The 14,986-nt window shown below is 69.6% G+C and carries 10 protein-coding genes; 5 read left to right on the forward strand and 5 right to left on the reverse strand.

Features of this window, described 5'->3' with window-relative positions; genetic code table 11:
• Positions 1-79: 79 nt before the first annotated feature.
• Positions 80-511 carry a RidA family protein gene (locus ACIRJT_RS18235; RefSeq protein ID WP_403910347.1) on the reverse strand — a complete coding sequence of 144 codons (432 nt, stop codon included), beginning with the start codon at positions 509-511 and terminating at the stop codon, positions 80-82.
• Positions 512-879: 368 nt separating this feature from the next.
• Here ACIRJT_RS18235 and ACIRJT_RS18240 point away from each other — a divergent pair, with 368 nt between their 5' ends.
• Positions 880-1,314 carry a VOC family protein gene (locus ACIRJT_RS18240; protein ID WP_403910349.1) on the forward strand — a complete coding sequence of 145 codons (435 nt, stop codon included), beginning with the start codon at positions 880-882 and terminating at the stop codon, positions 1,312-1,314.
• Between the two features lie 74 nt (positions 1,315-1,388).
• Positions 1,389-2,291, forward strand: coding sequence for an aminoglycoside phosphotransferase family protein (locus tag ACIRJT_RS18245; RefSeq protein ID WP_403910351.1), 903 nt, complete (start codon positions 1,389-1,391; stop codon positions 2,289-2,291).
• 71 nt (positions 2,292-2,362) lie between these two features.
• On the opposite strand, the gene ACIRJT_RS18250 is transcribed toward ACIRJT_RS18245, so the two are convergent.
• Both ACIRJT_RS18250 and ACIRJT_RS18255 read right to left on the reverse strand, forming a co-directional pair.
• The gene (locus tag ACIRJT_RS18250) at positions 2,363-3,115 is read right to left on the reverse strand and encodes an alpha/beta fold hydrolase (protein WP_403910353.1); all 753 of its coding nucleotides are present in this window, start codon (positions 3,113-3,115) and stop codon (positions 2,363-2,365) included.
• 210 nt (positions 3,116-3,325) lie between these two features.
• A complete protein-coding gene (locus ACIRJT_RS18255) occupies positions 3,326-3,976 on the reverse strand; it encodes a hypothetical protein (RefSeq protein WP_403910355.1) in 651 nt (216 codons plus the stop codon).
• A 933-nt stretch (positions 3,977-4,909) separates the two neighbouring features.
• Here ACIRJT_RS18255 and acnA point away from each other — a divergent pair.
• Positions 4,910-7,624 (forward strand): aconitate hydratase AcnA, encoded by a 2,715-nt coding sequence (acnA, locus tag ACIRJT_RS18260; RefSeq protein WP_403910357.1) that lies wholly within the window; start codon positions 4,910-4,912, stop codon positions 7,622-7,624.
• Between the two features lie 83 nt (positions 7,625-7,707).
• Here acnA and ACIRJT_RS18265 read toward each other — a convergent pair whose 3' ends face one another.
• The gene (locus tag ACIRJT_RS18265; RefSeq protein ID WP_403910358.1) at positions 7,708-8,301 is read right to left on the reverse strand and encodes an FxLYD domain-containing protein; all 594 of its coding nucleotides are present in this window, start codon (positions 8,299-8,301) and stop codon (positions 7,708-7,710) included.
• An 88-nt stretch (positions 8,302-8,389) separates the two neighbouring features.
• Between ACIRJT_RS18265 and ACIRJT_RS18270 the strand changes: the two genes are divergently transcribed.
• Positions 8,390-9,007 (forward strand): histidine phosphatase family protein, encoded by a 618-nt coding sequence (locus ACIRJT_RS18270; RefSeq protein WP_403910360.1) that lies wholly within the window; start codon positions 8,390-8,392, stop codon positions 9,005-9,007.
• Positions 9,008-9,135: 128 nt separating this feature from the next.
• Here ACIRJT_RS18270 and ACIRJT_RS18275 read toward each other — a convergent pair whose 3' ends face one another.
• Positions 9,136-13,020, reverse strand: coding sequence for a GH92 family glycosyl hydrolase (locus ACIRJT_RS18275; RefSeq protein WP_403910362.1), 3,885 nt, complete (start codon positions 13,018-13,020; stop codon positions 9,136-9,138).
• Positions 13,021-13,524: 504 nt separating this feature from the next.
• Between ACIRJT_RS18275 and ngcE the strand changes: the two genes are divergently transcribed.
• Positions 13,525-14,970, forward strand: a complete 1,446-nt coding sequence (gene ngcE, locus ACIRJT_RS18280; protein ID WP_403910364.1) for an N-acetylglucosamine/diacetylchitobiose ABC transporter substrate-binding protein — start codon at positions 13,525-13,527, stop codon at positions 14,968-14,970.
• Positions 14,971-14,986: the final 16 nt, after the last annotated feature.

Below are 14,986 nucleotides of genomic sequence, written 5' to 3' on the forward strand. Positions count from 1 at the left end.
CCGTACGGGGTGAGCGCCACGCCCGACGGCGCCCCCTCGCACCCTTCGGTGTGAGGGGGCGCGGAGGTTCACACCGCCACTACGCCGAGGGCGTCGGGGCGTCGAGGACGGCGGCCACGGCTTCGATCTCGACGAGCTGGTCCGCGTAGCCGAGCACGGTGACGCCCATCAGGGTGCTGGGCACGTCGTGGTCGCCGAAGGAGTCCCGGACCACCTCCCAGGCGGCCACGAGATCCTCCTGCCGAGCCGATGCCACGAGGACCCGCGTGCTGATGACGTCCTCGATCCAAGCGCCCGCGTCGGCGAGTGCCGTCCGCAGGTTCTCCACGGACTTCGCCGCCTGGCCCGCGTAGTCCCCGACGGCGACCGTGTCGCCGTGCTCGTCGAGCGGACACGAACCGGCGAGGAAGATCAGCCGGGACTCGGCGGGCGCGGTGGCCGCGTAGGCGTACTCGGCCACATCGGAGAGCGTGCGGGAACGGATCAGTGAAACGGCGCTGGTGCGGGTCACGGTGGGTACGTCTCCTGGTGCTGGGGCGCGTGGTGGGCGTGCGGGCCCGCCGGTCGCGCCGGGTCTGTCTGGGTGTGCTGATCGTGCTGGGTTGCCGGACGGGCCAGGTGGCCGGGCCGGTTGGGTCGAGCCGGCCAAGTGGCCCGGCCGGGTGGGCCGAGCCGAGCCGGTTGGGCCAGGCCCACCTGGCCCGGCCCGTGTGCCGCGCTGTGTCGGTCGGCCCTGGAGTTCGTCATCCTTTCAGCGCACTTCGCACGCCGCTTCCCCTTTTTCCGGCCGCGGTGCGACGCGCACGACTCCTGTCTCCTACGCATCCTGCGGGGGGAAACTCGGAGGCCGACGAACGGGTGTGCAACTAGGGTGGCCCGATGGCTCCGATCAGGCAGGTACAGATCACCTTCGACTGCGCGTCACCCTCGCGCGTCGCGTATTTCTGGTGCGAGGTGTTGGGGTACGTCGTACCGCCGCCGCCGGAGGGGTTCGCCACGTGGGACGAGTACGACCTCTCACTGCCGCCCGAGAAGCGGGACGCGGGATTCGCCTGCCAGGACCCCTCGGGTGTGGGCCCGCGGCTGTACTTCCAGCGCGTTCCCGAAGGCAAGGTCGTCAAGAACCGGGTGCATCTCGACGTCCGTGTCGGCACCGGACTCGTCGGCGAGGAGCGCCTCGCCGCGCTGGAGGCCGAATGCGCGCGGCTGATCCCGCTCGGCGCGGTGCGCGGGGAACTGCTGCTCGCCGACGAGGAGAACGAGTCCTGCCTCGTGATGCAGGACGTCGAGGGCAACGAGTTCTGTCTCGACTGACGCCCCCGGGGCCCGCCCACGCCGGGCGGTCCCGAGTCCCGTCCGGCGCGTCCACCCCACTACCGTGGCTCCGCATGACCGACTTCGAGATCGAGATCACGGCGGACCTGGTCCGCGGTCTGCTCCAGGAGCAGCATCCGGACCTCGCGGGGCTGGCCGTCCGGGAGGTCGCGGGCGGATGGGACAACCAGCAGTGGCGCCTCGGGGGCGAGCTGGCCGTCCGCATGCCGCGTACGGAACGCGCTCCGGAACTTCAGCTCAAGGAGCGCCGGTGGCTGCCGGTCCTGGCTCCTCGCCTGCCGCTGCCCGTCCCGAACCCCGTACGGGCCGGGGAGCCGTCAGCGCGCTTCCCGAAGCCCTGGACGATCATGACGTGGGTCCCCGGCGAGCCCCTGGACCGCACCTCGATCAGCCGCGGTGACCATGCGGCCGTCGTGCTGGCGGACTTCCTCCGGGCGCTCCACGTGGAGGCGCCCGTCGACGCTCCGGCCGGTTCGGACCGAGGTGGTCATCCCCGTGTGCACACGGAGGGATTCGACCACTTCTTCCACGCCGTCGTCCCCGACGGCGTCGCCGACGAGGTCCGGGCCGTCTGGGACGACGCGGTCGCGGCTCCGGGATGGGAGGGGCCGCCGGTATGGGTGCACGGTGACCTCCACCCCGCGAATGTCGTCGTGTCGGACGGGACGCTCTCGGGCGTGATCGACTTCGGCGACCTGTTCGCCGGCGATCCGGCGTGGGACCTCGCGGCCGCCTGGGTCATCCTCCCGGAGGGCGCCGCCCCACGGTTCTTCGAGGTGTACGGGCGTGCGGACGAGGCGATGGCCCGGCGCGCCCGCGGGCTGGCCGCCATGAAAAGCCTGGTCCTCATGCTCATGGGCCGGAACGGCGACCGGGGACTTCCCGGCGGCAAGCCGACCTGGGGGCCCGCGGGCAGGGCGGCGCTCGACCGCGTTCTGCGTGCGGGCGTGGTCTGAGCACTCCGTCCCGCGTGCGGGCGTGCTCCGGGCACTCCGTCCCGGGTACGGGCGCGTTGTGGGCGTGGCGCTCAGCCGGTCGCGGTGAGTTGCCGCGCGAAGCGGCGTACGGCATCGGTGAAGGCTTCCGGCGCGTCGAAGTTCGCGAGGTGCCCTGCCCGCGGGATCAGTTCGACACGGGCGTGCCGGTGCGCGCGGGCGAAGTCCGCCTCCCCGGACCGGAAGACGCTGTCCTTCTCGCCGTTGAGGATCAGTGCCGGTGCCGCCACGTGTCGCATCGCACCCGCGTCGAAGCGCCCCAGTACCTCACCCCAGGCGGCGGGCAGGGTGTGGAAGGCGTACCCGGAGCTGATGGTCGCCTCCACCACCTCCGGCGGATAGAGCCGCAGCAGCAACCAGTCGTTCCACCGGGCCAGGCGGTCCGCCGGTATACGGGGCACCAGTCCGGTGGCCCACCGGTACGGCGCTGCCCACGCGCCGCGGGTGGAGGCGCTGGCAGCGGCGAGGACCAGTCCCCGCAGCCGCTCCGGGTGGCGTCGAGCGAACTCCAGCGCGACGTATCCGCCGAGTGAGTGTCCGACGACCAGGGCAGGTCCGCGGCCGAGCGAGTCCACCGCTGAGGCGATGATCCCGGTCGCGGCGCTCATGCTCCAGGGCTGGTCCGAGCGCGCTCCGTGGCCCGGCAGATCGACGGCGGCCACCGGGAATTCCTTCCGGAGCGCGGCGAGCTGGCTGCTCCACTGACCCGCGCTGAAACGTGTCCCGTGCACGAAGACCATGGGCAGTGCGTCCGCGGCCATGGGTGACGCGTCCGGTGTCGTCATCAATCCCCCAAGTGATGTCGTTCTCCCCCGGACTCTACCGGCGGGATCCCGCTCGCGACCGCGGCGTAGCGCGCGTCCGGCGGTGTGGTGAGGTCCTTGGACAACGAAGCCGGTCGTCCGACGCGCCCTGGCCTGCGGCGACTGATGTGATGGGCAGAGGATCACGTGGAGCCGGCTCTGTCCGTCGACACCGTGGCCCCGGGGGAACGCCTACCACCTGGTGCCGACCGTCGTCGGCAGCAGCGGCCCGGTCGTCGCCGACCCGCGCCGACGCCAGTACGCGTACGTGAGGATGCCGAGCATCGGGCCCCACAGGACCAGGGGCACGTAGGCGGCGTAGAAGTAGACGGTCTCCCAGCCACCGGCCTTGCTCGGGAAGTCGGCCGGCAGCGGATCGCCATTGGTCTTGGACTGGGTGACCGTGGTGACGGTCGCGATGACTGTGAAGACCAGGGTCAGGATCGTCGCCCCGATCGTGGCCGGGACGACCGCGGCGGCTGTCGGTACCCGGCGCCCGCGCAGCCTCGGCATCCAGCGCGGGAACACCTCGCCCCAGCGGGCGACCAGCCCGACGGCCGTGAACGCGAGGACCTCGGAGAGGAGGGTGAGGAGGACGATGTAGCCGTTCATCGCCCAGTCCTCGATGGCCCCGCCCCGTTTGTCCTCGGAGAACAGCACGCCCAGGCGCCAGATTCCGGACGGGAGCACCACCAGCGGCACGGTGTAGGCGACCCGGCGGGCCCAGCGCGGTACCCCTGCGGCGGGCTCGTGAGCCGCACGCCACGCCCGCCGCAGACGCCCCTCTCCGCGTGGCGCGTGTGCCGGTCCTTCGTTCGTCGTGGTCGGCCTGGTCATGGACATCTGCGCTCCTGACGTCAGAGGGCCGGACGGCCCGCGCTTCGAGACTCGCAGCCGACGAGGCCGGTCAGGATCCCTCCGCGTACTGAACCGCCTCCGCCGGGCGGGCGAGAGCGACTCCAACCGCTCCACCCGAGGAGTGACGGAACGTCGGAGGACGACGCGCCTCGTACGCCTGGGTCCACTGGCAAGAAAGCCGAAGCGACTGGGTCGGTGTCGAACGCCTGGGTTGAAGGTCCAAGGACACCGATGTCCTCGGACAGCGAAGTCAGTCGGCAGGCAGGCGGCGCTGACCTGCGGGTCAACACGACCGCCAGTCCCTCGGCGGACACGGCCCGGAGCCATAGAAGGTGGGACGACACGGGGAACGTCTTGAGCCCCAGGAGGTGGTCCACGACCAGCCCGCGTCGGCACCGGGGATGCCGGTAGCGCGACGGCCAACGGACATGCGCCAGCAGCACTGCCCCTGGCGCCCCGACCCGCTCGAACCCCCACCCCGCCCGGTCGCAGGCCAGGCGGGTGATCTCGAACGCCTCAGCGTCCTTCGGCTCGATCCGCCCTTCGGCTCGATCCGTTCAGCGACTCGGTCGTACGTCAGCCACGTCCTCGGACCGGGCCGTCACGCGGTCCCCGTACGTCCAGGTCCGCCGGCAAGGAAGCCGGAACGGCTGGGTTCGCTGTCAGGCGCCTCGATCGGATGACGGCGGTCACGGACGGTGTGGTGGGGCACCTGGGCATGACCGAGCGGCGGCTATGTACTAGAGTTATCTCGACATCGAGATATCTGCCGAGGCGCACCGCAGTCGCCACCCGGTAAGGGTTACCTAAGTAACCCTTACCTTAGCGGATGGTCGGGGCAGTAGACGGCAAAACGCGGCGCCGACTGCCAATGAGGCGCGGCGCGGAGATACGCGCACATTGAAGAAGGAGACTGTCGTGTCGGCGAACAGCTTCGACGCCCGCAGCACGCTGCGCGTGGGCGACGAGTCGTACGAGATCTTCAAGCTGGACAAGGTAGAGGGCTCCGCGCGCCTCCCGTACAGCCTGAAGGTCCTGCTGGAGAACCTGCTCCGTACCGAGGACGGCGCGAACATCACCGCCGACCACATCCGGGCCATCGGCGGCTGGGACTCCCAGGCGCAGCCCAGCCAGGAGATCCAGTTCACGCCGGCCCGCGTGATCATGCAGGACTTCACCGGCGTGCCGTGTGTCGTGGACCTCGCCACCATGCGTGAGGCCGTCAAGGAGCTCGGCGGGGACCCGGCGAAGATCAACCCGCTGGCCCCGGCCGAGCTGGTCATCGACCACTCCGTCATCGCCGACAAGTTCGGCACCAAGGAAGCCTTCGGCCAGAACGTCGAGCTGGAGTACGGCCGCAACAAGGAGCGCTACCAGTTCCTGCGCTGGGGCCAGACCGCCTTCGACGAGTTCAAGGTCGTCCCCCCGGGCACCGGCATCGTCCACCAGGTGAACATCGAGCACCTGGCGCGTACGGTCATGGTCCGGGGCGGCCAGGCGTACCCCGACACCCTCGTCGGTACCGACTCGCACACCACCATGGTCAATGGTCTCGGCGTGCTGGGCTGGGGCGTCGGCGGCATCGAGGCCGAGGCCGCGATGCTCGGCCAGCCGGTCTCCATGCTCATCCCGCGCGTCGTCGGCTTCAAGCTGACCGGCGAGCTCCCGGCCGGCACCACGGCCACCGACCTCGTGCTGACCATCACCGAGATGCTCCGCAAGCACGGCGTCGTCGGCAAGTTCGTCGAGTTCTACGGTGAGGGCGTCGCCGCCACCTCGCTCGCCAACCGCGCCACCATCGGCAACATGTCGCCGGAGTTCGGCTCCACCGCGGCGATCTTCCCGATCGACGACGAGACGCTGAAGTACCTGCGTCTGACCGGCCGCGACGAGCAGCAGGTCGCCCTCGTCGAGGCGTACGCCAAGGAGCAGGGCCTCTGGCTGGACCCGGCCGCCGAGCCGGACTTCTCCGAGAAGCTGGAGCTCGACCTCTCCACGGTCGTCCCCTCCATCGCCGGCCCGAAGCGTCCGCAGGACCGCATCGTCCTGGCCAACGCCAAGGCGCAGTTCGCCCAGGACGTCCGCAACTACGTCGCCGACGACGAGGAGGCGGGCAAGGAGTCCTTCCCGGCCTCCGACTCCCCGGCCTCCTCCAACGGCGTCCCGTCGAAGCCGACCACGGTCACGGCCCCCGACGGCTCGACGTACGAGATCGACCACGGCGCCGTCACCGTCGCCGCGATCACCTCCTGCACCAACACCTCGAACCCCTACGTCATGGTCGCCGCCGCGCTCGTGGCGAAGAAGGCGGTCGAGAAGGGCCTGACCCGCAAGCCGTGGGTCAAGACCACCCTCGCCCCGGGCTCGAAGGTCGTCACCGACTACTTCGACAAGGCGGGTCTGACCCCGTACCTGGACAAGGTCGGCTTCAACCTCGTCGGCTACGGCTGCACCACCTGCATCGGCAACTCCGGCCCGCTGCCGGACGAGGTCTCCAAGGCGGTCAACGAGAACGACCTCGCGGTCACCTCGGTGCTCTCCGGCAACCGTAACTTCGAGGGCCGGATCAACCCCGACGTCAAGATGAACTACCTGGCGTCCCCGCCGCTGGTCGTCGCGTACGCCATCGCCGGTTCGATGAAGGTCGACATCACCAAGGACGCCCTCGGCGTCGACCAGGACGGCAAGCCGGTCTACCTGACCGACATCTGGCCCTCCGAGGCCGAGGTCAACGACGTCGTGGCGAACGCCATCGGCGAGGACATGTTCAACAAGTCCTACAAGGACGTCTTCGCGGGCGACGCCCAGTGGCAGGCGCTGTCGATCCCGACCGGCAACACCTTCGAGTGGGACTCCGAGTCCACCTACGTGCGCAAGCCCCCGTACTTCGAGGGCATGACGATGGAGACGACCCCGGTCGAGGACATCACCGGCGCCCGGGTGCTCGCCAAGCTCGGCGACTCGGTCACCACCGACCACATCTCCCCGGCCGGCGCCATCAAGGCCGACACCCCGGCGGGCAAGTACCTCACCGAGCACGGCATCGAGCGTCGTGACTTCAACTCCTACGGCTCGCGCCGTGGTAACCACGAGGTCATGATCCGCGGCACGTTCGCCAACATCCGCCTGCGCAACCAGATCGCGCCGGGCACGGAGGGCGGCTACACCCGCGACTTCACCCAGGGCGACGGCCCCGTGTCGTTCATCTACGACGCCTCGCAGAACTACCAGGCCGCCGGCACCCCCCTCGCGATCCTCGCGGGCAAGGAGTACGGCTCCGGTTCGTCCCGCGACTGGGCAGCCAAGGGCACCGCGCTCCTCGGCGTCAAGGCCGTCATCGCCGAGTCCTACGAGCGCATCCACCGCTCGAACCTCATCGGCATGGGCGTCCTCCCGCTCCAGTTCCCCGAGGGCCAGACCGCCGAGACGCTCGGCCTCACCGGCGAGGAGACCTTCTCCTTCACCGGCGTCACCGAGCTGAACAACGGCACCACCCCGCGCACGGTCAAGGTCACCACCGACACCGGTGTGGAGTTCGACGGCGTCGTGCGCATCGACACCCCCGGCGAGGCGGACTACTACCGCAACGGCGGCATCCTGCAGTACGTGCTCCGCAGCCTGATCCGCAAGTAGGCGGGCCGGACCGAGCAGGAAGGGCCGCATCCCGGGTTTCCCCGGGGTGCGGCCCTTCCGCGTGTTGTCGGGCTAACGGCCCGTCACAGCGCATGCCGATCGACCTCGCCGATCCGGCACCTCGTGCCCGCGGCCACCTCGCCGGACCCCTGGGCCCTCACCTCGACCGACGCGCCGGGGGCGACCTCCTCGGTGGTCGCGATACCGTCGGACACCACGGCGCCGTCCGCGTCCACGAACGTGATGGACACGATGTACGCCGCCGGACTTCCGGACCTGTTCACGATCTTCAGGTCGGCGTGCGGCCAGCCGATCAGGGAGTCGCGCGTGCACTTCGTGACCGTGACGTCCCCGGCGGCCGGCCCGGGCGGGGCGGGTTCCAGGGGCTCCTCGGCGTACGGCTCCCTCTCGTACGGTTCGGAGTAGGGCGCGTCCGACCGCCCGGGCGGCAGCGCGATGGAGTCCGAGACCGACTCCATCACCGAGTGGACGAGCGCCACCAGCGCCCCCGCCACGACCAGCCCGCCGCCCACGGCGAGCGTCACGATCAGTCCCGTACGCTGCTTGCCCGGCGGCGCCGCCGGGGCCGCCCACGGCGAAGGCGGCGGCGCACCCACCGGAGCCCGGTGCTCCGGCTGCGGCTGTTCGGGCGGCGGAGGCGGGAAGTAGTCGGACATGTGGTCCCCCCACGGGAAAAGGATCAGGTGAGGGACTTACGGTACGTGGCCCCACCCGCACCACCTGTACAGAAGGCGAACGGACCCCATGGGCGAGCTGATCCTCATCCGGCACGGCGAGACCGAGTGGTCCCGTTCCGGACAGCACACGAGCTACACCGACCTCCCGCTCACCGACGTCGGGGAGCGGCAGGCCCGCGCGCTCGTCCCGCTGCTGGCCGACCGGACCATCGGGCTCACCCTCACCAGCCCGATGATCCGGGCCCGCCGCACCGCCGAGCTGGCCGGGCTCCCCGATCCCCGGGTCACCCCCGAGCTGCGGGAGTGGGACTACGGCGGCTACGAGGGCATCACCACCCCGGCGATCCGCCGCACCCGGCCCTTCTGGAACCTGTGGACCGACGGCGTCGACCCCGGCTCCGAGGAGCACCCGGGTGAGAGCCCCGCCCAGATCGGGCAACGGGCCGACCAGGTCCTCGCGGGCGTCCGGTCCGCCGCCGACGGGATCGGGAGCGCGGACATCGCGCTCGTCGCGCACTCGCACTTCCTGCGCGTCCTCACCGCCCGCTACCTCGGCCTGACCCCGGCCGAGGGACGGCTCTTCCAGCTCGCCACCGGCGCCCTCTCCCGGCTCGGCACCGAACACGGCCGGCCGGTCGTCGCCGCGCTCAACCTGGCCTTGCCGGAAAGCCTCCAGCCGCACTGACGTCGCCCTGCCCGAAAGCCTCCAGGGCCTGCCGGGCCAGGGCCTGCCGGGTCAGGGCCGCCGCCGATACGCCGGAGGCCGGTACCCCACCCTCGGGGTACCGGCCGCCGACGCCCATCGCGTACGGGTCAGGAGAGCAGCTCCACCTCCGCGAGCGTCGCCGAACCCGTCAGCACCAGCCGGTACTGCGTGTACGAGCCGGGCTTCGCCACCGAGAACACCCGGGTCTGCTTGTCCCAGGCGAACGACTGGCCCGAGCGGCGGTCGAGGTCCGTCCACTTCTCGCCGTCCGTCGACCCCTGGAGCGTCCAGCCCTCAGGCGCCTTGTCGGCCGCCGCCGACGTCAGCGTGTACTGGATGCCCTTCGTGGCCGAGGACACCGGCAGCTCCACCGACTCGGCCGTCGCCGAGGTGGCGGAGGTGTCGTCGAAGAGCGGGCCGTCGCCCTTCAGCGCGTCGCCCTTGGGCGTCGGGACCTTGTCGTCCTTCTGGACGGAGACCGGGGCCGCGTCCTTGCCCGTGCCCCATGCCGACGGCTTCGGGCCCATGTCGAACTCCAGCGTGCCGCCCTTGGCCAGGACGTCGTGGGGGAGCGCCGTGGAGGTCCACTTCTCGCCGTTGACCTTCACGCCCTGCACGTAGATGTTCTTGTCGCTGTTCTTCGGGGCCTTGACGGTCAGCTTGCGGCCGTTGTCCATGCGGACGGTGACCTCTCTGAAGAGCGGCGAGCCGATCGCGTACTCCCCGCTGCCCATGACCAGCGGGTAGAAGCCGAGCGAGGAGAAGAGGAACCAGGCCGACTGCTCGCCGTTGTCCTCGTCGCCGTGGATGCCCTGCCCGATCTCGCTGCCGACGTACAGCCGGCCCAGCACCTCGCGGACCTTCTCCTGCGTCTTGTGCGGCTGCGAGGCCGCGTTGTACATGTACGTGGCGTGGTGGGCGACCTGGTTGCTGTGCCCGTACTGGCCCATCCGCACGTCACGCGCCTCGGTCATCTCGTGGATGACGCCGCCGTAGCTGCCGACGAACTCCGGACCCGCCGTCTCCGGCGTGGAGAAGTACGTGTCGAGCTTCTTGCCGAGACCGTCGCGGCCGCCGTACAGGTTGGCCAGGCCCCGGCTGTCCTGCGGGGCGGTGAAGGCATAGCCCCAGCCGTTGGTCTCGGTGTAGTCGTAGCCCCAGACGCGGGGGTCGTACTCCCCGGAGGGCAGACGCCAGTCCCCGTTCGGCTTCTTGCCCTGGAAGAACCCGGCCTTGTCGTCGAAGAGCTTGACGTACTTCTGCGCGCGGTTCATGAAGTACTCGGACTCCTCCTTGTACCGCGCCTTCCTCGTCTTCTCGTACAGCTCCTGACCCATCCGGGCGATGCCGTAGTCGTTGACGTAGCCCTCCAGCGACCAGGACAGGCCCTCGTGGGTCTCGGTGTCCGCGTAGCCGGTGAAGACCGAGGTCTGAAGGCCCTTGCGGCCGACGCCCGAGGACGGCGGGGCCACGGTGGCGTTCTTGAGGGCCGCGTCGTACGCCGCCTCGGCGTCGAACTTCACGCCCTTGACGTACGCGTCGGCGAACGCCACGTCGGAGCTGGTGCCGGTCATCAGGTCAGCCGCGCCGGGGGAGGACCAGCGCGAGGTCCAGCCGCCGTCCTTGTAGTGCTGGACGAAGCCGTCCACCAGCTCGCCGGCCTTCTTCGGGGAGAAGAAGGAGTAGGCGGGCCACGTCGTGCGGTAGGTGTCCCAGAAGCCGTTGTTGACGTACACCTCGCCGTCGACGATCTTCGCGCCGGTCTTCGTCGGGGTGTTCTCGCCCACCGCCTTGGAGAAGGGGCTGGCGTACCTGGTCTTCCCCTTCACCTTCTCGTGGCCGGAGTTCGGGTAGAGGTAGAGCCGGTAGAGGCTGGAGTAGAGCGTCGTCAGCTGGTCGGCGTCGGCGCCCTCGACCTCGACCGTCCGCAGGATGTCGTCCCAGGCGCCCCGCGCCCCCCGTTGCACCCGGTCGAAGGAGGCGGACTCCGGGATCTCCATGGCCAGGTTCTGCTTCGCCTGGTCGACCCCGATCAGCGAGGTGGCCAGCCGCAGGTTGACCGTGCGGTCCTTGCCCGCGTCGAAGCGGAAGAACCCGGTGACGTCGTCGCCCCCGCCGCCCTTCAGCCTGCCGCTGTCGGTGACCGGCGCGTCGAAGACGCCGTACACGAACATCCGGGTCGCCCCGGTGGACAGGCCGCTCTTGACGTCCGAATAGCCGGAGAAGGAGCGGGTCTTGGGGTCGAGGGTGATGCCGCCGTCGTTCGTGACGTTGTCGAAGACCAGGCTCGCGTCCTTGCCGGGGTACGTGAACCGCATCCGGGCCGCGTGGTCGGTCGGCGTCATCTCGGCCTTGAGGCCGTTCTCGAACGTGACGCCGTAGTAGTGCGGCTTCGCCGTCTCGTTCTCGTGCCGGAACGGCAGCGCGCGGGCCGTCCGGGACGCGTCCGGGGTGCCGCTCGCCGCCGACGGCATCAGCTGGAAGGTCTGCCGGTCGCCCATCCAGGGGCTCGGCTCATGGCTGGCGCTGAAGGCCTGGAGCGTGGGGAGGTTGTCCGCGTTGTTGCCCCGGTGGTAGTCGTACAGCCAGCTCAGCGAACCGGCGTTGGTCACCGGCGTCCAGAAGTTGAAGCCGTGCGGGACCGCCGTGGCCGGAATGTTGTTGCCGCGCGAGAAGCCGCCGCTGGAGTTGGTGCCGCGGGTCGTCAGCGCGTAGTCCGACAGATGCGCCTTGCGCTTCTCGGGCTTCCTCGGGGCGATCGTGATGTCGTCGATCCAGCCCTGGAACTTCGCCTTCCCCTTGGGGGAGTCGTACGCCACCAGGATCCGGTCGACGGTCTTGCCCGCGGCGACCGTGCCGAGGCGGGCGGCGACCTTGTTCCACTGGTTGACGTAGAGGCGCTTGGCGTCCGCCTGGCCCTGCGGCGTCAGCAGCCCGCCGTGGCTGTCGGTGGCCTTCAGCTCGCTCAGGTACGTGCCGTCGGTGAAGGCGAGGTCCACCGCGACGTGCGTGGCCGGATAGTTCAGGTCCGTCTCGCCCATCTGCGGGTAGACCAGGTAGGACAGCTCGGTGTCCTTGGTGACGGCCGTGTTCACGTCGAAGATCTTGTTGTACGAGTAGGCGCGTCCGTCGGGCGTGTGGGTGCCCGCGTAACGCAGTGCCTTCTTTCCGGTGAATCCCGCGCCGGACTTCGCGGTGGGGGAGCCGGAGGGGCCGCGGTCGACCTGGCTGCGCATCTCGTCGGGGACCGGCGCGGAGGTGTCACCGTTCGAGAACTGAACGTCGGCGAGCTGGAGGGCGTCAGCCGCGCCGTTGTTCTTCGTGATCTCCAGGCGGAAGTGCCGGTAGGCGGTGTCGCCCGAGAAGTCGTAGCTCTTCGTCCCGTGCCGCTTGGTGAAGGTCTCGCCGGTGCGGGTGTCGAGGTCGGTCCACTCCTTGCCGTCCGCCGAGCCCTTGAGCGTCCAGTCCCTCGGGTCGCGCTCGGCGTGGTCGTTGGCCGAAGTGAGGGCGTACGTCACGACCTTGACGGGTTCGTCCAGATCGAACTCGACCCAGCCGGTGGGCTTGAACGTCAGCCACTTGGAGCCCGGCTCGACATCGACGAGGTTCTCCTTGACCTCGCCGCCCGCGGTGTTCTCGGCACTCGCGCGAAGCTCCGTCACCCGGTCGGTGACATTGCCCGGTATGCCGGAGGAGAAGCCCCCGTCGACGCCCGAGGCGCGCTTCTCGCCGTCGGGGCCCTCCTCGACGGTGCTGCGCCAGTCCGGCTGCTTCTCGTCCGCCTCGAACGAGGTGCTGAACGTCCGGTCGCCGGATGGTTTCCGGTCCGGCGAGGAGGGCTGGGCGGTGGCGACCGCGGGGGCGATCACCACCAGTGCGAGAGACGCCGCCAGGGCGGCTGCTGTGGGGGTCCGTCTCCGGCGGGGAGCCGGGCGGGGGACCGCGTGAGGGGCCTGGTCGGATCCGTGATTGAGGCCGCGTGGTGGCTGCATGCCGAGCCGTTCCTCCCCGGGAAAATGCATGGACAACGTTGTCATACTGGGATGCAAGGTCCAGTAGGGATCCAAGTGACGGGACGTGTCAAGGGTGTTGCCGCGAGGCCCTTCGGCGAATCGGCCGGTATGGGGAAATAGTCGCCCCGGGAGGAGGGTGCGGGGTGCCGAGGTGTCCGTGAGGTCTCAACTCGGGAAAGACTGCCGCCCAAACCTGCGTTCGATCTTGCTCAGTTGGCGACAAGTGGACTATACCTGTCGGCACCTGCACGGCCGCTTCACGCGGACGTGCGCGCGGGGGAAACAGGGACGGTTGCGAGGACGCCAGGGGTGTCCTCGCTGTACGGTCTCCCGGCACCCCACGGCACCGGCACGTCCGGTACATCTGCATATCCGCACAACCCAAGCGCAACTGACCGCGGTGGCGGGGCCCTTCGCCTGAGGCGAGTTTTCGACGGGTGACCGGTACACCGCCTGAGTCCTGGAGAAGGCGAGGACTTGAGCATGGGATCCACCTCCGCCCACAACAATGAGGGCCTTGGCCGTCGCGATCTGATCAAGCGTTCTGCCGCACTCGGCCTGATCGCTGTTCCGACGATGAGCTTCCTGTCCGCCTGCGCGAGCGGCGACAGCGGCAGCGACGACAAGGTCGAAAAGGGCGAAAAGACCGAGAAGAACCCGCTGGCCGTCAACGGCAGCGCACCGCTGGAGATCGTCATCTTCGACGGTGGCTTCGGCACCAAGTACGCCGAGGACGCCAAGGCCGTCTACGAGAAGACCTATCCCGAGGCGAAGGTCAAGTTCTCCGCGACGCAGAAGATCCAGTCGGTTCTTCAGCCGCGGTTCAACGGTGGTACCCCGCCGGACCTGATCGACAACTCCGGTGCCCAGCAGATGGACATGGGCGTCCTGGTGGGCAAGAAGCAGCTCACCGACCTGACCCCGCTGCTCGACGCCCCCTCCATCGACGACCCCGCCAAGAAGGTCCGCGACACCCTGCGGCCGGGCATCATCGAGATGGGCCAGTTCGACGGCGACCCGGTCTGGATCATGTACTACGCGTACACGGTCTACGGCGTCTGGTACTCGCAGACCGCGCTGGAGAAGCTCGACTCCGCGTACCCGGAGACCTGGGACGAGATGCTCGCGCTCTGCGAGAAGGCGAAGAAGCAGGACATCGCCGGCTGGACCTACCCGGGCAAGCACCCCTACTACATCCCTTTCTCGCTGTACCCCTTCATCGGCAAGATCGGCGGCGTCGAGGTCCTCGACGCGATCGACAACCTGGAGCCGAAGGCCTGGGAGCACCCCGCGGTCAAGGCGGCCTTCGAGGCGTACTACGAGCTCGTCGCCAAGGGCTACATCCTCGATGGCACCCCGGGCCTGGATCACCGCGGTTCCCAGGGCGCGTGGGCCCGTGGCAAGGCGCTGTTCATCCCGAACGGTTCCTGGGTCGAGAACGAGGAAGCGGCGATCATCCCCAAGGACTTCAAACTGTCCGTGGGCGCTCCCTCCAGCCTCGACTCCTCGGACGCGCTGCCCTTCGGCACCATCTGGGCGTCCGGCGGCGAGCCGTTCATCGTCCCGAGCAAGGCGAAGAACCCCGAGGGGGGCATGGAGCAGCTGCGCATCATGCTCAGCGAGGCCTCCTCCAAGTCCTTCACCACCAGCACCAAGTCGCTCTCCGCCTTCAACGGCGGCACGGACGGCATCGAGCTGTCCGACGGCCTGAAGTCCGGTGTCGCCGCGCTGGAGAAGGCCGGCACCAACGTGGTCAACCCGCGCCTGCAGGACTGGTACGTGAAGCTCCAGAAGGAGCAGATCGGCGTCGCCGCGATCGGCGAGATGATGGCCGGCCGCGCCAAGCCGGCCGAGACCATCAAGAAGATCCAGGCCTTCGCCGACGCGACCGCCAAGGACCAGTCCATCAAGCACTTCAAGCACCAGTGACCACGCGTCACCAGCG

The sequence above is a fragment of the Streptomyces sp. NPDC102283 genome (assembly GCF_044766265.1).
Taxonomy (GTDB): Bacteria; Actinomycetota; Actinomycetes; order Streptomycetales; family Streptomycetaceae; genus Streptomyces.

Coding starts and splice junctions, on each gene's coding strand:
- ACIRJT_RS18240 (WP_403910349.1), top strand. CDS start 880: ATGGCTCCGATCAGGCAGGTACAGATCACCTTCGACTGCGCGTCACCC.
- ACIRJT_RS18250 (WP_403910353.1), bottom strand. CDS start 3,115: ATGACGACACCGGACGCGTCACCCATGGCCGCGGACGCACTGCCCATG.
- ACIRJT_RS18265 (WP_403910358.1), bottom strand. CDS start 8,301: ATGTCCGACTACTTCCCGCCTCCGCCGCCCGAACAGCCGCAGCCGGAG.
- ACIRJT_RS18245 (WP_403910351.1), top strand. CDS start 1,389: ATGACCGACTTCGAGATCGAGATCACGGCGGACCTGGTCCGCGGTCTG.
- ACIRJT_RS18275 (WP_403910362.1), bottom strand. CDS start 13,020: ATGCAGCCACCACGCGGCCTCAATCACGGATCCGACCAGGCCCCTCAC.
- ACIRJT_RS18255 (WP_403910355.1), bottom strand. CDS start 3,976: ATGTCCATGACCAGGCCGACCACGACGAACGAAGGACCGGCACACGCG.
- ngcE (WP_403910364.1), top strand. CDS start 13,525: ATGGGATCCACCTCCGCCCACAACAATGAGGGCCTTGGCCGTCGCGAT.
- ACIRJT_RS18270 (WP_403910360.1), top strand. CDS start 8,390: ATGGGCGAGCTGATCCTCATCCGGCACGGCGAGACCGAGTGGTCCCGT.